The sequence below is a fragment of the Paucibacter sp. TC2R-5 genome (assembly GCF_025717605.1).
GTDB classification, from domain to species: domain Bacteria; phylum Pseudomonadota; class Gammaproteobacteria; order Burkholderiales; family Burkholderiaceae_C; genus Paucibacter_A; species Paucibacter_A albus.
In genome coordinates, this window is the sequence record NZ_JAJIRQ010000001.1 from 355,480 (window position 1) to 374,143 (window position 18,664).

Genomic DNA, 18,664 nt, shown 5'->3' on the forward strand with positions numbered 1-18,664 from the left:
ATGACTGCAGTGACCGGACGTTATGACTTTGTGCTGTTATTCGATGTGAAAGACGGCAACCCCAATGGCGACCCCGATGCCGGCAATATGCCGCGCTTGGACGCCGAAACCGGCCATGGGCTGGTGACCGATGTGGCGATCAAGCGCAAGCTGCGCAACTTCGTCCAGCTGGTCAAGGGCGCAATGCCGCCCTATGACATTTACATCAAGGAAAAGGCGGTGTTGGAACGAACCCACCGGGCTGCTTACCTGGCCATCGGGGCTGAAGAAGAGTTGGCCGATGACCCGGACGCCAAGGGCAAGAAGAAGCGCAAGGGCAGTGCTGACAGTGTGGACAAGGCACGCGCCTGGATTTGCCAGAACTTCTTTGATGTCCGCACTTTCGGCGCCGTCATGTCCACCGGCGTCAACTGCGGCCAGGTGCGCGGCCCCGTGCAACTGACCTTCGCCCGCTCGGCCGATGCCATCGTGGCCTCGGAACATTCGATCACCCGTATGGCCGTGGCGACCGAGGCAGAAGCCGAGAAGCAGGACGGCGACAACCGCACCATGGGTCGCAAGCACACCGTGCCCTACGGCCTGTATCGCTCGCACGGCTTTGTGTCGGCCTTTCTGGCCAAACAAACCGGATTTTCTGGCGAGGACCTGGAGCTGCTATTCAGTGCGCTGGAGCAGATGTTCGAGCACGACCGCTCCGCCGCGCGTGGCGAAATGTCTACGCGTGGGCTCTACGTCTTTAAGCACGACAGCGAGTTGGGCAACGCACACGCCCATGCCCTGTTTGATCGGCTGACGGTCGCACGCGTGGGCGCCAATGAAGCCGTGCGGCAGTTCCAAGACTACGCGGTGGCGTTCGACGGCAAGGCCTTGGCTGTTGGGGAGTCGTTGCAAGCCGCGCCTGGGGTGACTCTTATGCGACGCGCTTGACCCGAAGGCGGCGCTGATATTGCAAGACCAGCGCAATTTGGGCTGGTCTTCAGCGGCAATGCGGTAAATGAGGGAATAGGGAAGCCGAAGAAGCGGCAGTTTGCTTGCGTCTGCTGCGTCGGCGAAGCCAATTTTAGGGTCGGTCTTTGGCTAGACCGCCGTTCGGGCGAATAGCTGATAAAAAACCATCTGAAATCCTTGATCCGAAGCACTCGCGATACCAGGACAAGGTTTCTTTTAAGTTTCGACAGGCCGCCGGGTGGGCGATCAGCGTGAGCAAGGTTGCGGCCATCAGGCTTGGTGTTTTGCCCGCAGCTCGCTGATGCCTTCGTCCCCTGGGTCGGCACTGCACAGCGCCGCTGTCAACTTCTTGCATGCGGCGTTTGATCTTGGCCTCCCAGGCGGGGTCTGACAAATCAACGCCTTCCACGCTGGCCCAAAGGCGTTCAGCCAGCTCGGACTGCTCATCGGGCTTGAGCAGCAAGGCCGCAGCTTCGATGCTTTTGAGTGCGGTGGCTGATGGCTGGTCAACGGTAGCGGACATGCTGAGCTCCTGGCTGCAATGCCTGATTTTTTGGCGCGCCCATCAATCTGGATTGAGCGATATGGAATGAATGAAGCAAGCGAAGACCTCAGCCCCATCCCCTTGTCGGCCCTGCAGCACTGGGCCTACTGCCCTCGCCAATGCGCTTTGATCCATCTGGAGCAGGCCTTTGATGACAACGTCCACACGCTGCGCGGCAATGCCGTCCATGCCCGCACCGATCAGCCTGTTCTGGAAGTTACTCAAGGTTTACGGGTCGAACGCGCCTTGCCGCTCTGGCATGACGAGGTGGGCCTGATCGGCAAATCGGATGTGGTCGAGTTTGACGCCAAGGGCATGCCCTACCCGGTCGAATACAAGCATGGTTCGCGCAACAAGGCGGCCGACATCGCCGCCTGCGACGAGCTGCAGCTGGCCGCCCAGGCGCTCTGCCTGGAGTTCATGACCGGCCACGCCGTGCCCGAAGGCGCGCTCTATTACGCCAGTTCCAAGCGGCGCCGCATTGTGCCCATCACGCGGGCGCTGCGCGCAGAGGTGCTGGCCACGGCGCAGGCGGTGCGGGCCATGCTGAGCAGCGAAGCGATGCCCGCACCGCTGCAAGGCGAGGTGGCCGCCCGGCACTGCAAAGCCTGCTCCTTGCGCGAGCGCTGCCAGCCCGAGGTGGGCGCCGGCCTGCATTGGCGCGAAGCGCTGCGGCGCTTGTTCGATCCCGACGCCAGCTGACCGACCCGCCCTTCCACTCAACGCGCAAGCCACCCATGCAACTCCTCAACACCCTCTACCTGACCACGCCCGAAAGCTATTTGCGGCTGGACAACGACACCTTGCGCGTCGAGCTGGAGCGCGAGGTGCGCCTACGCGTGCCGCTGCATCACCTGCATGCGGTGGTGTGCTTTGGCCACATCAACTTGTCGGCGCCGCTGATGCATAGGCTGGCCGACGCGGGCATTGCGCTGGTGCTGCTGAACGAGCATGGCCGCTTCAAGGCCAGGCTCGAAGGCGCGATGACCGGCAATGTGCTGCTACGCCGCGCCCAGCACCAGGCCAGCCTTGACCCCGCCCAGACCCTGGAGCTGGCACGCTGCTTTGTGGCGGGCAAGATCCGCAACGCACGCACCAGTTTGCAGCGGGGCGCGCGCGAAGCAAAGGAACCCGACGAGGCAGCGCTATTGACGCGCCGCGCCAATGACCTGGCCGCTGCACTGCGCGCCTTGCCTGACGTCAGTGGATTGAACGCACTGGACGTCTTGCGCGGCATCGAAGGCGAGGCCGCCCGGCAGTATTTCGCCGGACTGCCCTTGCTGGTGCGCGCCGATCTGCGCGAACCCTTCGCCATGCAGGGGCGCAGCCGACGCCCGCCGCGAGACCGCTTCAACGCGCTGATCTCGTTTCTCTACGCTCTGTGGATGAACGACTGCCGCAGCGCTCTTGAGGCCGCCGGGCTCGACCCGCAGGTCGGCTTTTTGCACGCACTTCGTCCGGGGCGCGCCGCCCTGGCGCTGGACTTGATGGAGGAATTTCGCCCCTTTGCCGACCGCCTGGCACTGACGCTGGTGAACCGTTTGCAGCTGGGGGCCAATAACTTCGACCTGCGCGAAGGCGGCGCGGTCGCCTTGAAGGCCGAGGCCCGCAAGATCGTCTTGGTGGCATTTCAAGAACGCAAGCAAGAGGAAATCAATCACCCCTTGCTGGCGCAGGCCTTGCCGCTCGGGCTGGTGCCGCTGGTGCAAGCGCGCCTGCTGGCACGCGCCATTCGGGGCGAGCCGGACGCCGATGGCGTGCGCTCCGGCTATCTGCCGTTTCTGACCAAATAAATTAACGCGAGACAAACGGAGGCGGCTGCCATGTTGGTGATTGTTTGTTATGACGTTTGCACCGAGACACGCGAGGGGCGGCGCCGCTTGCGCCGCGTCGCCAAGGTCTGTGAAGGGATCGGTCAGCGGGTGCAGAAGTCCGTGTTTGAGTGCAAGGTGACGCTGGCCGAGCTGGAGACGCTGGAGCGACGGCTGCTGTCGGAAATCAGCGAGCAGCAGGACTGCTTGCGCTTGTACCGCTTGCCTGAAACGCGGGGAGCCGAGGTGCGCGAATACGGGCACTTCAAGGCGGTAGATTTTGAGGGGCCGTTAGTCTTGTAAGTTACCTGCATGCTACAGGCTTCGACTAGGATGTTGGCGCGAACCCCAAGTGCTGGTTTTCCACGCCTAGGGTTCGCGCGCTTCTTAAGTGCTTGTTTTTGTTTGGATTTTTGATGTGCTTCGAGCTTTGGAGTCGTTTTGAAGCTGGTTCACACGGGCAGTCCGCGCAAACCAACCTGTTTTCAACACCCCGACAAGGACTTATCCGCGAAGCGTTTCGCCCGCCATCACTGGCGGGCGTGGATTGAAACTCTAATGGGTGTGTTGCTTACTTAGAGGGTATGAGTTTCGCCCGCCATCACTGGCGGGCGTGGATTGAAACTCTAATGGGTGTGTTGCTTACTTAGAGGGTATGAGTTTCGCCCGCCATCACTGGCGGGCGTGGATTGAAACGACGAATACAAGAAGGTCAACGACCAGCGCCTGGAAGGTTTCGCCCGCCATCACTGGCGGGCGTGGATTGAAACACACCGATGGCAGCGGTCAATGTTTCCTCGAAATGTTTCGCCCGCCATCACTGGCGGGCGTGGATTGAAACTATTACTACCTTGACAAGGTGATGCAGCGGATGGTTTCGCCCGCCATCACTGGCGGGCGTGGATTGAAACAGCAATCAGGTGGTCAAGCTCAAGGCGCCGCCTTGGTTTCGCCCGCCATCACTGGCGGGCGTGGATTGAAACCAGGCTGCGCCCAACCGGGCGGTATTGCCAAGCGCGCTTCGCCCGCCATCACTGGCGGGCGGGGATTGAAACCAGGCTGCGCCCAACCGGGCGGTATTGCCAAGCGCGCTTCGCCCGCCATCACTGGCGGGCGTGGATTGAAACAGCAATCAGGAGGTCAAGCTCAAGGCGCCGCCTTGGTTTCGCCCGCCATCACTGGCGGGCGTGGATTGAAACCAGGCTGCGGCCAACCGGGCGGTATTGCCAAGCGCGTTTCGCCCGCCATCACTGGCGGGCGTGGATTGAAACCAGGCTGCGCCCAACCGGGCGGTATTGCCAAGCGCGTTTCGCCCGCCATCACTGGCGGGCGTGGATTGAAACCAGGCTGCGCCCAACCGGGCGGTATTGCCAAGCGCGTTTCGCCCGCCATCACTGGCGGGCGTGGATTGAAACAGGTTTGATGTGCAGCAGTGGTATCAGCAGCCTAGGTTTCGCCCGCCATCACTGGCGGGCGTGGATTGAAACACAAACATGAGCGCCGCCGATGTGCAAACACAAAGTTTCGCCCGCCATCACTGGCGGGCGTGGATTGAAACACGCCTGCGGCTGAGGACGGCACGCTGTACGCCCGCGTTTCGCCCGCCATCACTGGCGGGCGTGGATTGAAACTGCTTGACGTGCGGCGCAGTCATGCCGCAAGCCAGGTTTCGCCCGCCATCACTGGCGGGCGTGGATTGAAACCCCAGTGGCCCGCAAAGCACGGCCAAGAAGGTAATGTTTCGCCCGCCATCACTGGCGGGCGTGGATTGAAACCGGCCGGCGTCGGTAGTGCGGTAACCACACTCGCAAGGTTTCGCCCGCCATCACTGGCGGGCGTGGATTGAAACCCCAGTGGCCCGCAAAGCACGGCCAAGAAGGTAATGTTTCGCCCGCCATCACTGGCGGGCGTGGATTGAAACCGGCCGGCGTCGGTAGTGCGGTAACCACACTCGCAAGGTTTCGCCCGCCATCACTGGCGGGCGTGGATTGAAACCCCAGTGGCCCGCAAAGCACGGCCAAGAAGGTAATGTTTCGCCCGCCATCACTGGCGGGCGTGGATTGAAACCGGCCGGCGTCGGTAGTGCGGTAACCACACTCGCAAGGTTTCGCCCGCCATCACTGGCGGGCGTGGATTGAAACCGACATGGCGGCAGGCATCGCCAAGCTGGGTGGCGCAACGTTTCGCCCGCCATCACTGGCGGGCGTGGATTGAAACTGGGCGCTCCACCCGGCATGAGCAGTGATGAATGCGTTTCGCCCGCCATCACTGGCGGGCGTGGATTGAAACACATATCCAGCGGTAACGCTTGCCGACAAACGAGGGCGTTTCGCCCGCCATCACTGGCGGGCGTGGATTGAAACCTGCTTACAACAGTGCTGGCGATGGGATACATGAGTGTTTCGCCCGCCATCACTGGCGGGCGTGGATTGAAACGACCATCCTTGGCGGATTCCCAACTACTGGCAAGGTTTCGCCCGCCATCACTGGCGGGCGCGGATTGAAACGACCATCCTTGGCGGATTCCCAACTACTGGCAAGGTTTCGCCCGCCATCACTGGCGGGCGTGGATTGAAACCTGCTTACAACAGTGCTGGCGATGGGATACAGGAGTGTTTCGCCCGCCATCACTGGCGGGCGTGGATTGAAACAAAACGCCTATGGCGCGCTGCGCGACCAGGCTGGTTTCGCCCGCCATCACTGGCGGGCGTGGATTGAAACGACCATCCTTGGCGGATTCCCAACTACTGGCAACGTTTCGCCCGCCATCACTGGCGGGCGTGGATTGAAACAGGACATGAATGGTCAAGCCCCGCTTGGCGGCCCTGTTTCGCCCGCCATCACTGGCGGGCGTGGATTGAAACAGGACCTGAATGGTCAAGCCCCGCTTGGCGGGCCTGTTTCGCCCGCCATCCCTGGCGGGCGTGGATTGAACCAGTGCATCGGCCGGCAGCTCCAACGCCTCGGCCCAGTTTCGCCCGCCATCACTGGCGGGCGTGGATTGAAACAGTGCATCGGCCGGCAGCTTCAACGCCTCGGCCCAGTTTCGCCCGCCATCACTGGCGGGCGTGGATTGAAACTATATCGATGCCGAGCGGTCAGCGCTGGCCACCAAGTTTCGCCCGCCATCACTGGCGGACGTGGATTGAAACGAGGTCACCAGCTGTGGGCGCAGCAGGCAGCGTGGGTTCGCCCGCCATCACTGGCGGGCGTGGATTGAAACTATACCGAGGCCGAGCGGTCAGCGCTGGCCACCAAGTTTCGCCCGCCATCACTGGCGGGCGTGGATTGAAACGAGGTCACCAGCTGTGGGCGCAGCAGGCAGCGTGGTTTCGCCCGCCATCACTGGCGGGCGTGGATTGAAACGACGTGGAGCAGCAGCAGCGCACGGTCGAGAACGGGTTTCGCCCGCCATCACTGGCGGGCGTGGATTGAAACGCGTGGAAGATGTCGCCAAGCGGCAGAATCAAAGGTTTCGCCCGCCATCACTGGCGGGCGTGGATTGAAACACAATTCGGCGGGGCCAAACCCGCGCGCACCGTCAGTTTCGCCCGCCCTCACTGGCGGGCGTGGGTTGAAACCAGCAGAACAGCGATATTTCCCACTATCCATACGGCGGGTTTCGCCCGCCATCACTGGCGGGCGTGGATTGAAACACAATTCGGCGGGGCCAAACCCGCCCGCACCGTCAGTTTCGCCCGCCATCACTGGCGGGCGTGGATTGAAACTACAACCGCGAGGGCGTCATTGTGGACATGTCCGGTTTCGCCCGCCATCACTGGCGGGCGTGGATTGAAACCAGCAGAACAGCGATATTTCCCACTATCCATACGGCGGGTTTCGCCCGCCATCACTGGCGGGCGTGGATTGAAACGACAACCGCGAGGGCGTCATTGTGGACATGTCCGGTTTCGCCCGCGATCACTGGCGGGCGTGGATTGAACCCAGCAGAACAGCGATATTTCCCACTATCCATACGGCGGGTTTCGCCCGCCATCACTGGCGGGCGTGGATTGAAACTTTTGCGGATCAAGCCGGCCTCGACTTTGGGCCGGTTTCGCCCGCCATCACTGGCGGGCGTGGATTGAAACGACTGAGCCGCGCGTCAAAGGCACGATGTGCAACGTTTCGCCCGCCATCACTGGCGGGCGTGGATTGAAGCTTTTGCGGATCAAGCCGGCCTCGACTTTGGGCCGGTTTCGCCCGCCATCACTGGCGGGCGTGGATTGAAACACCCAGCGGGCGGCCATCAAGACCGAGCAACTGAGTTTCGCCCGCCATCACTGGCGGGCGTGGATTGAAACGACTGACCCGCGCGTCAAAGGCACGATGTGCAACGTTTCGCCCGCCATCACTGGCGGGCGTGGATTGAAACTCCGGGTCAACGACCATTCGGGCAAGCGGTTACGTGTTTCGCCCGCCATCACTGGCGGGCGTGGATTGAAACAGGCGGCTATTGCGCTGGTCAACGCTCAAGCCTCGGTTTCGCCCGCCATCACTGGCGGGCGTGGATTGAAACATTCGACCTTTGTGCCTGGCGATGACACCCATACGTTTCGCCCGCCATCACTGGCGGGCGTGGATTGAAACTAGCCTGAGACTCGCGCAGCACAAAGCCACCGTGGGTTTCGCCCGCCATCACTGGCGGGCGTGGATTGAAACCTTGACGCGAGCCGCCGAAGCCACCCGCAGCAATGTTTCGCCCGCCATCACTGGCGGGCGTGGATTGAAACAGTCGCTGAACCCCAGAAGAAGTTTGTCGCGTTAGTTTCGCCCGCCATCACTGGCGGGCGTGGATTGAAACAAGCGTCCCGTACTCGTCAGAGTCGCACGGCTTGAGTTTCGCCCGCCATCACTGGCGGGCGTGGATTGAAACCATGCGGTTGTTTTGCTATCCCAAGTGCCGGAAGCGTTTCGCCCGCCATCACTGGCGGGCGTGGATTGAAACATTGAGTTTGGAGTCTCAGTGTCAAGCCCGCCGCGGTTTCGCCCGCCATCACTGGCGGGCGTGGATTGAAACTGGCAAGTCGGCGATCGAGGCGATGACGCTGGCCGTTTCGCCCGCCATCACTGGCGGGCGTGGATTGAAACTGCATTTGGTACGCGCTGCCAAACCGTGCCATTGCGTTTCGCCCGCCATCACTGGCGGGCGTGGATTGAAACCTTGACTGAGCGAACGCAAACACCGAAGCCAGGCCGTTTCGCCCGCCATCACTGGCGGGCGTGGATTGAAACAAGACGAAGCACCTCAACATCTGGGTCAATGCCGCGTTTCGCCCGCCATCACTGGCGGGCGTGGATTGAAACGGCGAGACGATGACCATGCCCGCCGTGTGGACCGGTTTCGCCCGCCATCACTGGCGGGCGTGAATTGAAACAAGACGAAGCACCTCAACATCTGGGTCAATGCCGCGTTTCGCCCGCCATCACTGGCGGGCGTGGATTGAAACCGCGAGACGATGACCATGCACGCCGTGTTGACCGGTTTCGCCCGCCATCACTGGCGGGCGTGGATTGAAACGAGCAGCGGCGGGAATACGACCTGGAACCAGACCGTTTCGCCCGCCATCACTGGCGGGCGTGGATTGAAACACTAAGGTAAGTACCGCGACCGTCCGTAATCGAGGTTTCGCCCGCCATCACTGGCGGGCGTGGATTGAAACGCCGCAAGAGCGGCACGCTGTTCAGGGGGCCAAGCGTTTCGCCCGCCATCACTGGCGGGCGTGGATTGAAACACGCGCAAATGGGCAGGCATCCCGGAAGCGGATCGTTTCGCCCGCCATCACTGGCGGGCGTGGATTGAAACGTCTGCGTGGCCGTCAGCAGCGCAAAGCCCTCCTGTTTCGCCCGCCATCACTGGCGGGCGTGGATTGAAACCGCTGGAGCCTGACGCCTCCATCATCCGCAGCATTTGTTTCGCCCGCCATCACTGGCGGGCGTGGATTGAAACATCTGAAAGGACGAGCAGGTAATCAGAGACTCAATGTTTCGCCCGCCATCACTGGCGGGCGTGGATTGAAACTGCCTGCGATTGATTAGCCGATACTGCGACCCGCTAGTTTCGCCCGCCATCACTGGCGGGCGTGGATTGAAACATGGCGCCAAGCTACAACTGGTATCTGACTATCCGTTTCGCCCGCCATCACTGGCGGGCGTGGATTGAAACGATGCCGATGACCGGAGCAGAACGAATGTGCTCGGTTTCGCCCGCCATCACTGGCGGGCGTGGATTGAAACATCAATTGGGTGGATGACGCGTGGCTTGAGATTCAGTTTCGCCCGCCATCACTGGCGGGCGTGGATTGAAACGGCAATCAGCAGGAGAGCATCACTTGGAGCGATGTTTCGCCCGCCATCACTGGCGGGCGTGGATTGAAACTACGCGGGGTTTTTTTATGCATCCAGTCCTAGACCGTTTCGCCCGCCATCACTGGCGGGCGTGGATTGAAACAGTGAGCTACTGGCCGGGATGGCTGCGCCCCGCTAGTTTCGCCCGCCATCACTGGCGGGCGTGGATTGAAACATCAATTGGGTGGATGACGCGTGGCTTGAGATTCAGTTTCGCCCGCCATCACTGGCGGGCGTGGATTGAAACGGCAATCAGCAGGAGAGCATCACTTGGAGCGATGTTTCGCCCGCCATCACTGGCGGGCGTGGATTGAAACTACGCGGGGTTTTTTTATGCATCCAGTCCTAGACCGTTTCGCCCGCCATCACTGGCGGGCGTGGATTGAAACCCGCATTGGCTGCAGATCAACTGAGTGTTCTTCTTGGTTTCGCCCGCCATCACTGGCGGGCGTGGATTGAAACTAGACATGGGGAGTGTTTGTATCGCTGACGATCTCGTTTCGCCCGCCATCACTGGCGGGCGTGGATTGAAACAAGGACGCAGTGGCACCAGAACCCGATAACGCCGGTTTCGCCCGCCATCACTGGCGGGCGTGGATTGAAACTGGACATGGGGAGTGTTTGTATCGCTGACGATCTCGTTTCGCCCGCCATCACTGGCGGGCGTGGATTGAAACAAGGACGCAGTGGCACCAGAACCCGATAACGCCGGTTTCGCCCGCCATCACTGGCGGGCGTGGATTGAAACCTGGCCATGATCCGCAAGGCCGAAGGCACAGCAGAGTTTCGCCCGCCATCACTGGCGGGCGTGGATTGAAACATTGATGACACCGGAGCCACGGCGCCGACCAACAGTGTTTCGCCCGTCATCACTGGCGGGCGTGGATTGAAACAGCACGCTTGTGTTGCCGGTGTAGGCAACGACAGGTTTCGCCCGCCATCACTGGCGGGCGTGGATTGAAACATTGATGACACCGGAGCCACGGCGCCGACCAACAGTGTTTCGCCCGTCATCACTGGCGGGCGTGGATTGAAACAGCACGCTTGTGTTGCCGGTGTAGGCAACGACAGGTTTCGCCCGCCATCACTGGCGGGCGTGGATTGAAACTGGCGGTACTTGAGGCGGGCGTCGATGCGGTAGCGTTTCGCCCGCCATCACTGGCGGGCGTGGATTGAAACTGGCGGTACTTGAGGCGGGCGTCGATGCGGTAGCGTTTCGCCCGCCATCACTGGCGGGCGTGGATTGAAACGGCCGCTCCTGCATGCGGTTGTCAGTAGCATGGATGTTTCGCCCGCCATCACTGGTGGGCGCGGATTGAAACAAGCGCCATACGATCAAGGCCGCGCCTGCCACCCATTGTTGCCCACCATCAATGGTGGGGTGGATGGAAACTGCTTCGCCGCCTCAAGATCGGCTCGGCTTGCAAAGTTTCGCCCACCGTCACTGGTTGGCGTGGATTGAAACCGCGTAGTGACGAGCGATGCGGCCGACGACTTCGGTTTCGCCCACCTTCACCGGCGGGCGTGGATTGAAACGCACAGATGCCGATGCAATCAGGTTTGCGCTTGAGGGTTCGCCCACCATTACTGGTGGGCGTGGAGATGAACCGCAGCTTGCCTGCTCAATCACGAACATAGGCTTGTGGCCCTAGTTGCGACGTCTCTTCGGCCACGCCTAATTGAGACTGCCATCGCGCTCGCCGTGAATCAGCTTGTTCTGCTCTTCAGGGGTCAGCCCCGGCCTTAGAGCAATCATCGCGCCAAACGCACCGATGCCCAAGACCAGGATAGAGACGACGAGCAAGCCGATTGCCTGTGAAGTTGTCATTTGGGCTCCCTTCGCTGCGCACATTACCGTCAGAGAATAGCACTGCCCAAGCGAAGGTAGCGCATCCCCTAGGATGCCCGGCGCAAGCCTGCGACGTAGAGGTAGTGCATTGCCTTAGCCTCCGTCTCGAAGAGTGCCACCGCCTCGTGGGCATCCTGAACAGCATCGGATCCGAAGTAGTCTATTTTCTGCAGTCGGCGAAGGTCTGCCCAAAAGTAGGCAGCTTCATGAAGGCCACTCAGACCAAAACTTGGCTTGCCCCGGATGAAACGGTATGAGTCTTTTACCTTTTGAACGAAGTGTTCTGCTTCTTGGCTGCGGTCGAACATCGCCTGAAGTACGCACTTGCTGGGCTTAACGTAGCTGATGGTCGCTACGCCGCCTGCCTCGACTGCATCTCCAGCAAGCGAAGCCAAAGCTGCTTGGTGGTTTCGGATGTTCGGCAGCATGTAGGTGCCGTGCTTGTATCGAACCGCGCCAAGGCGCCGCATTGTTCGTCGCATGCGGTCCCGCTGTGCGGAAGTGCGGCCAGGTATGGTCAAGTTGATGGTGAGAAGTGTCATGGGTGGATCTCCTGATGATCATGAGTCGTGCCCGTCCGGGATGGTGCGGGCTCAGAAAATGATAGGGAGACCGTGCTTAGCTCTACCAGAAAGCGCTAAATGTCCGCTAATCGCACAAGGCGTGAGTAAGAGTTTTCAATCAGTCCACATATCCACCAAGGCGCCAATTCGTTCGTTGGAGCGCGTCAGCAAATGCTTGAAGCCCTGCTTCTGCATCACGCGCGAGAAGGTCGGGCGAAGGAATCCCGATAACGCCGACACAACGCCTTCTGCATCACGCACGCGAAGGTCGGCAGGCCAAAGTCGAGCCGATCGGCGTCCTGCGCAAGCAAATAGATTTCACTGTCCTATTGCCTACGATCGGGCCAAGGACGAACTCAATTCCTCAAGGTGCCGAAACACCTGAGTGGACTCGTCTGGAGATAGGCGCAAGTCGTGGGGGAGGGCTGCAACGATGACGGTCGAAAAAGCGAGACGTCCTGCTTGAATCGCCTCGGGGCAATTCAACTGCGAGATGTGATTCGGCTCCAAACCAGATTGGTCAGGCTAGCCACTGAGTCTTACTTATCATTTGGATGGGCCGGCTCGCCGTGAATCAGCTTGTTCTGTTCTTCAGGGGTCAGCCCCGGCTTCATGGCGATCATGGCGCCCCATGCGCCCACGACCAATACCAGGATGAAGACGACGAGCAAGCCGATCGCCTGTGAAGTTGTCATAAGGGTTCTCCCGCAGCCTGAAAAATCTCACTGTGGCGAATAGCATGGCGGCAAGGGATGACGACGCGATGCGTTGGTGCCTTCCCTCGGCAGCCATGTCTAAAGCCGTTTTGCTTCAGCTAGATTTTGAATGTCAATCAAGCATCTCGTTTTGATTTTCGTTGCCTGGTAGTCTTGAGCTTCAACGCGTCGGCTGCGGCTTGAATGCCGTCGATGACGGAGAACGGCTTGATGTACGCTGTCAGGCCGAAGTCGATACTCGACAGGTGCTCGGCCAGCTGATCTATGTGGCGCCCCTTGTCATATCGACTCTCGTTTTGTGCCTTGCCGCGGCTGTGCCCCATCAGTTGCGATTTGATGATGGCCGGGATCTCGGAGTCACCAAGTGCGGTTGAGAAATTGTGTCGAAAGGAGTGAAAGGTCTTGCGGCCATTGCGCTCGATCTTGAGCTGAGTACCCAGGAAGCGCTCATTGAACCAACTGCCCGCGTACTTTCCATAACCTTTAGTCTTGTCGTACCCAAGCTCAGGGAAGAGGCGGGTGTAACCAGCTCCGCGCAGCGCGACGACATAGTCGATAAAGCCAAGCTCAATTAGCTTCGGGTGAATCGGTACTTGCCGGATTGCGTTGATGGTCTTCAGCGATTTGTCCAGACCGTCACCGTCCTGGGTATCTGTGCCTTCCGTATCGGCGTTGACCTTGTCTTCACCGTCCAGGTTGAAGTCTAGGTAGTTGACGCCAGACTCCGAGCAACGAATGTCGGAGAGGTACAGCTGTGCAAGCTCGTTGAGGCGGCCGCCAGCCAACAGGCCCAAAAGCGGGAGCCAGTAGTAGTGGGGGCGATACGAGTAAAAGAGACCTTGCTTGGTTTTTGTTCCGGTGCCCCTGACAAACCATTCGGTCGAGAAGATGAGCGCCAGATCGTCTGGGCTCAGCTGGTCACGATCGTCCGACGCCTTGGTTCGCTTGCCTCCCATCGACTCAAAGACCTCAGTGCCAAGCTTGGTTGCTGGGTTGGCGGTCAAGTAGGTCTGCGTTACGGCCCAAGTGAAAATCTCACCAAAACCATCGATGAGCTTTTCGACGGCCTTGGTCGTGAGTCTGGGGAGGTCATGTTGCTCCGCAAGGGCAATCAACTGTGTGAAGGTGGCCTCTGGGCACTTGAAACGGCGACGCACATGTTGCCGCCCATCGGGCAGCGCCTTTAGCTTTTCAACCAGGCGCCAAAGAAAGTCGCGATCAATGTCGCGCAGTGGCGGGTTGCCTGTCAGCTCCAGCAAGATCGCACACCGGTCCTGGTTGGTGTGAAGTGTGTTCGGCTTCCACTTGCCTTTGTTTCGGTCGATGTAGGTCGCAAGAATTTCGGCCAAAAGCACGTTGGCATGTCTAGCGTGAGCCAGGCCGAGATAGACCGGTTCGACCAGTGGGAGCGGGCGCTGCTCTGATGCCTGGGCCGCCATAGCGGGCGTAATCTGAGACGCAAGCCAGCACCGTAGTTGTTCGACATCGGCCTTGCTCACCATCAGCTGTTCCGCAGAGATGGGGCGCCCAGGCATTTCAACGACAAAGCCCATCTGCCTGCTGGGGGGCAGCATGAAGCAGCACACCTCCCTTGGCTGCTGCGCCCCTTGATGAATTGCTCGAACATCCTCGTCGAACCTGAGCTGCAGGTGTCGCGACTCTTTGCGATGCTGACCAAGGCGGCGGAGTGCTGTCTCGCTCACGTCAACGCTCACAAGGCCCGATGCGTCGCGGTCGTGCCAAAGGGCATCCATGTCTTCCAAGAACCAGCCGTCCCAGTTCTCTGCATAGACGTAGAACCGCGCATGGTTTGCCAAGAGCTGTGCGACTAGCGTGCGGTCATCTGAGCCGAGTAGGGCAGCAGCTTGATTGATATGGATGTAGCCCTCGCCAAGGAGATCGAGAGTGCCGGCTTCAATTTTCGATAGATCCATGCGTGCGTACTTGTCCAGCTCAGCGTGCCAGCGCGCGACCATCTCCGCAATGACGATTTTGGCCAGCCGCGGATCGCGGCAGCCCGTGGTCCGACTGACTTCCTTTTTGCCAACGGCCTTTTGAAGCCAGGCAGGCACGTACAGGCGAACCGCCTTGAAGGTGCTGCGCTCGCGGCGCTTGACGTTTGAATTGCGTTTCATCGGCCTACAGTTTCGTAGTAGACCTGCGGGCGCTGGGAGATTTTGGCAAATCTCTAAGTCATGACAATGACTTACGCAACTATGGAGCGGGTGATGGGAATCGAACCCACGTGATTTGCTTGGGAAGCAAGAGTTCTACCATTGAACTACACCCGCATGGCGCGCAGTATACCGGCTGCTTTTGCCGGCTTCAGGCCAAGGCCTGGGCGAGCTGTAGCGCTTCGGACCCAAAGGCATAAGCGTCCATGCCCAGGGAGCCAAAAGTCAGGCTGGCGTGCAGGCGCTGCGGCGCCGCGTCAGTGCCTCCGGCGCCGGCGGCGATAAACCAGGGCAGCAGGTGCTCGTCGCTCGGATGCATCGCCACGCCATAGGGCGCTTGCCTGCGGTAGTCGAGCAGGGCCGGCCAGTCTCGGGCCGCACTGCGCTCAAGCCACCAGCTACGAAAAGCGCGTGAAGCTTCAATTTCCGGCGCGTCAATGGCCGGCGGGCGGCCTTGCCCGAAGACCAGGCCGAGATTGTGCGTGATGCTGCCGCTAGCAATGATCAGCACGCCTCTTTGCGCCAGCGGCGCCAGTATCTGCCCCAGTGCGAATTGCTGTGCCGGGCTGTCGCTGGCGACAAAGGCCAGCGGCAAGACGGGCACATCGGCGTCGGGGTAAAGATAGCGTAGCGGCGTCCACGCGCCGTGATCCAAGCCACTTTGCCCTGTCAGCGCCATGGCCTGCCCGGCTTGCTGGGCCAGGCCCAGGACTTCTTCGGCCAAGTCGGGTGCGCCGGGCGCGTCATAGCGCAGCTTGAGCAGTCGATCATCAAAGCCGCCAAAGTCGTAGATCGCTTGATGGCCTTGGCCGGCCAGCAAAAAGGGCTGGCGAGCGCTGGTGTGGGCCGACACCATCAGGATCGCCCGGGGGCGCTCGTAGTTGGCGTCCAGCACAAGACCCAACCTGTGCATGAAGGCGCCCGCTTCGCGCGGCTCCAGAGCGGTCATCGGTGAGCCGTGTGAGAGAAACAGGGCAGGGAATGGTTTGCTGTTCGTCATGGACTTGATTCAACCCGAGCCGGGCTCGGCCGGGGTGGCGGCCGATTGAATCCGCCGTTCAGGGCTTTTGCATGCCCAGCGACATCGCGACTTGGACTGTCGCTACAGTGCAGGGCATGACTACCTCAATAGAAGCAACACGCGCTCAAACCTTGACGCCGCCGACGGTCTTGCAAATGGCTTGGCGCCAGCTTTGGCGCGACTGGCGGGCCGGCGAGCTGCGTTTGTTGATGCTGGCCGTGGCCTTGGCCGTGGGGGCGCTGTGCGCGGTGAGTTTTTTGTCGGACCGGCTGGATCAGGGCTTGCGCCGCGACGCCGCTCAATTGATGGGCGGTGACGCGGTGCTGCTGAGTGACCAACCCACACCGGCGCCGTTGCTGGCGCTGGCCGAGGAGCTCAAGCTGACGCAGCTGGTCAGTGTCAACTTCCCCAGCATGGCGCGTGCCAGCGAGGCCCAGGGCGGGGCGAGCCGGCTGGTGGCGGTGAAGGCCGTGGGCAGCGCTTACCCCTTGCGTGGGCGCTTGCTCCTGCAAGATGGCCGCTCGGTGCAGGCGCCGGCGCGGGGTGAGGTGTGGGTGGACGAGCCGGTGTTGACGGCCCTGTCGCTCAAGCAAGGGGACGACTTGCTGCTGGGGGAGTTGAGCTTGCGTATCGCCGGGGTTATTGCGACCGAGCCCGACCGAGGTGCGGGCTTTCTCAATTTCGCGCCGCGCCTGATGTTGGCCGAGGCCGACTTGGCGGCGACCGGTTTGGTGCAGGCCGCTAGCCGCGTCACCTACCGTCTGGCCTTGGCATCCAATAGCGGCGATGCCAAGGCGGTGGCCAGTTTTGTGGCGCGAGCCTCCGTTTTGATTGAGCGTTCGGGCTGGCGAGGCGTGCGCCTCGACTCCCTGGAGAACGGCCGCCCCGAGATGCGCCAAACCCTGGACCGGGCGAGCAAGTTTTTGAGCCTGGTGGCGATGCTGGCGGCGCTGTTGGCGGCGGTGGCGGTGGCGCTGGCGGCACGGGACTTTGCCGCGCGCCATATGGATGATTGTGCGATGTTGCGGGTGTGGGGACAGTCGCAGCGTCGCATCGCCTGGACCTATGGGCTGGAGTTTGGGGTGGCAGGCCTTGTCGGCAGCGCCTTGGGCGTCTTGCTGGGTTGGGCGATGCACCATGGTTTTGTCAGCCTGTTGGCGGGGCTGCTGGATGTGAATCTACCCAATCCGAGCTGGTGGCCGGTGGCCTTGGGGCTGGGTCTGGGCCTGAGCCTGCTGCTGGGCTTTGGCTTGCCGCCGGTGCTGCAACTGGCGGCCGTGCCGGCGCTGCGGGTGATCCGACGTGATCTGGGGAGTCTGAATGCGGGCTCTATGGTGGTCTTGGTGGCGGGGGTGCTGGGTTTCGCGGCGATCCTGATGGCGCTGTCGGGTGACTTGGTTTTGGGGTCCATCGCGGCCGGTGGTTTCGCGGCGGCAGTGGGGCTGTTTGCCTTGCTTTCCTGGCTGGCCGTGATCCTCTTGCGTCGGCTGGTACCGCTGAGTGTGAGTGGGCGGCAAGCACCGCGCTGGTTGCTGTTGGCGACGCGTCAAGTGGCCGCGCGCCCCGGCTTTGCGGTGGTGCAGGTGTCCTCGCTGGCGGTGGGCTTGCTGGCGCTGGCCTTGCTGGTGCTGTTGCGTACCGACCTGATCGACAGTTGGCGCCAGGCCACGCCTGCCAATGGGCCGGACCGCTTTGTGATCAATATCCAGCCCGATCAAGCCGACGCATTTCAATCCCGGCTGAAGGCAAGTGGCGTACAGCACTATGACTTCTATCCGATGATCCGCGGCCGTTTGTTGAGCGTCAATGACAAACCGGTACAGGCGCAGAAGTTTGCGGATGAGCGCGCGCAGCGTTTGGCCGAGCGCGAGTTCAATCTGAGCCACTCCAAGCAATTGCCGGCGCGCAATCAAGTGGTCGCAGGCAATTGGCTGGATGATGATGCCGAGGGGCTGAGCGTGGAGGAGGGCCTGGCCAAGTCACTCGGCTTGAAGCTCGGTGACCAATTGAAGTTTGATGTTGCGGGCGTGGTGGTGCAGGGCCGCATCAACAGCGTGCGTAAGGTGGACTGGGCTTCGATGCGGGTGAATTTCTTTGTGATGTTCCCGCGGGCGGAGATGCCTGAGCTGCCGCGCAGCTTTGTAGCGGCGTTCAGGGCGCCTGCTGGCGCCAAATTTGACCGGGGAATCACGCGCGAGTTTCCGAATTTGACCGTGGTGGATGTGTCGGCTCAACTCAATCAGGTGCAATCGGTGTTGAACCAGGTGATTCAAGCGGTGCAGTATTTGTTCGCCTTTTCCTTGGCCACCGGCTTGGTGGTCTTGTTGGCCAGCGTGAACAGCACCCGTGACGCGCGCACGCGCGAATTTGCCTTGATGCGAGCGCTGGGTGCCAGCTCTAGCTTGCTGGGTCAGGTGCAAAGAGCGGAGTTGCTGGGCGTGGGTTCATTGGCCGGTTTCTTGGCGGGCGTGGTGGCCCTGATATTGAGCGGCCTGCTGGCGCACTATGTGTTCGGTTTCAATTGGAGCATCAATTTTTGGGTGCCGTTGATCACAATGGCTGCCGGGGCAATGCTAGCGCTGACGGCGGGATGGTGGAGCTTGCGCGGTGTGCTCACCCGTCCGGTCACGCAGACGCTGCGGGAAGCTGACACCCAATAGCCTGTCTACGCCTGCCCAATAGAAAACGGG

General features: G+C 61.1%; 12 protein-coding genes, 1 tRNA gene and 1 CRISPR repeat array. Of the genes, 5 read left to right on the forward strand and 8 right to left on the reverse strand.

Annotation, left to right across the window (positions count from 1 at the left end):
* A complete protein-coding gene (gene cas7c, locus LNV08_RS01465) occupies nt 1-927 on the forward strand; it encodes a type I-C CRISPR-associated protein Cas7/Csd2 (RefSeq protein ID WP_263531880.1) in 927 nt (308 codons plus the stop codon).
* Nucleotides 928-1,060: 133 nt separating this feature from the next.
* Here cas7c and LNV08_RS01470 read toward each other — a convergent pair whose 3' ends face one another.
* On the reverse strand, nt 1,061-1,471 hold the full coding sequence (locus tag LNV08_RS01470) for an addiction module protein (RefSeq protein WP_263531881.1): 411 nt from the start codon (nt 1,469-1,471) through the stop codon (nt 1,061-1,063).
* A 66-nt stretch (nt 1,472-1,537) separates the two neighbouring features.
* On the opposite strand from LNV08_RS01470, the gene cas4 reads away from it, so the two are divergent.
* Genes cas4 through cas2 form a run of 3 tightly spaced genes read left to right on the forward strand, consistent with a single transcriptional unit; the run spans nt 1,538 to nt 3,606 of the window.
* Nucleotides 1,538-2,194: a CRISPR-associated protein Cas4 gene (cas4, locus tag LNV08_RS01475; RefSeq protein ID WP_263531882.1), complete on the forward strand. Its 657-nt coding sequence runs from the start codon at nt 1,538-1,540 to the stop codon at nt 2,192-2,194.
* A 35-nt stretch (nt 2,195-2,229) separates the two neighbouring features.
* Nucleotides 2,230-3,285: a type I-C CRISPR-associated endonuclease Cas1c gene (cas1c, locus tag LNV08_RS01480; RefSeq protein WP_263531883.1), complete on the forward strand. Its 1,056-nt coding sequence runs from the start codon at nt 2,230-2,232 to the stop codon at nt 3,283-3,285.
* A gap of 30 nt (nt 3,286-3,315) precedes the next feature.
* Nucleotides 3,316-3,606 carry a CRISPR-associated endonuclease Cas2 gene (gene cas2, locus LNV08_RS01485; protein ID WP_263531884.1) on the forward strand — a complete coding sequence of 97 codons (291 nt, stop codon included), beginning with the start codon at nt 3,316-3,318 and terminating at the stop codon, nt 3,604-3,606.
* A gap of 214 nt (nt 3,607-3,820) precedes the next feature.
* Nucleotides 3,821-10,973: a CRISPR direct-repeat array (repeat unit 37 nt; unit sequence GTTTCGCCCGCCATCACTGGCGGGCGTGGATTGAAAC).
* Nucleotides 10,974-11,092: 119 nt separating this feature from the next.
* Here the strand turns inward: cas2 and LNV08_RS23110 are convergent.
* The 7 genes from LNV08_RS23110 to LNV08_RS01515 form a co-directional block, all read right to left on the reverse strand.
* Nucleotides 11,093-11,287 (reverse strand): hypothetical protein, encoded by a 195-nt coding sequence (locus LNV08_RS23110; protein WP_414858662.1) that lies wholly within the window; start codon nt 11,285-11,287, stop codon nt 11,093-11,095.
* Nucleotides 11,288-11,326: 39 nt separating this feature from the next.
* Nucleotides 11,327-11,479 carry a hypothetical protein gene (locus LNV08_RS01490; RefSeq protein ID WP_263531885.1) on the reverse strand — a complete coding sequence of 51 codons (153 nt, stop codon included), beginning with the start codon at nt 11,477-11,479 and terminating at the stop codon, nt 11,327-11,329.
* A 68-nt stretch (nt 11,480-11,547) separates the two neighbouring features.
* Nucleotides 11,548-12,042 carry a hypothetical protein gene (locus LNV08_RS01495; protein ID WP_263531886.1) on the reverse strand — a complete coding sequence of 165 codons (495 nt, stop codon included), beginning with the start codon at nt 12,040-12,042 and terminating at the stop codon, nt 11,548-11,550.
* A 560-nt stretch (nt 12,043-12,602) separates the two neighbouring features.
* Nucleotides 12,603-12,758 carry a hypothetical protein gene (locus LNV08_RS01500; RefSeq protein ID WP_263531887.1) on the reverse strand — a complete coding sequence of 52 codons (156 nt, stop codon included), beginning with the start codon at nt 12,756-12,758 and terminating at the stop codon, nt 12,603-12,605.
* Between the two features lie 137 nt (nt 12,759-12,895).
* Nucleotides 12,896-14,914, reverse strand: a complete 2,019-nt coding sequence (locus tag LNV08_RS01505; RefSeq protein WP_263531888.1) for a site-specific integrase — start codon at nt 14,912-14,914, stop codon at nt 12,896-12,898.
* A gap of 82 nt (nt 14,915-14,996) precedes the next feature.
* A tRNA-Gly gene (locus LNV08_RS01510) sits at nt 14,997-15,070 on the reverse strand.
* A gap of 34 nt (nt 15,071-15,104) precedes the next feature.
* Nucleotides 15,105-15,953, reverse strand: a complete 849-nt coding sequence (locus LNV08_RS01515; protein WP_263531889.1) for a dioxygenase — start codon at nt 15,951-15,953, stop codon at nt 15,105-15,107.
* A gap of 116 nt (nt 15,954-16,069) precedes the next feature.
* Between LNV08_RS01515 and LNV08_RS01520 the strand changes: the two genes are divergently transcribed.
* Nucleotides 16,070-18,634, forward strand: a complete 2,565-nt coding sequence (locus tag LNV08_RS01520) for an ABC transporter permease (RefSeq protein WP_263531890.1) — start codon at nt 16,070-16,072, stop codon at nt 18,632-18,634.
* Nucleotides 18,635-18,664: the final 30 nt, after the last annotated feature.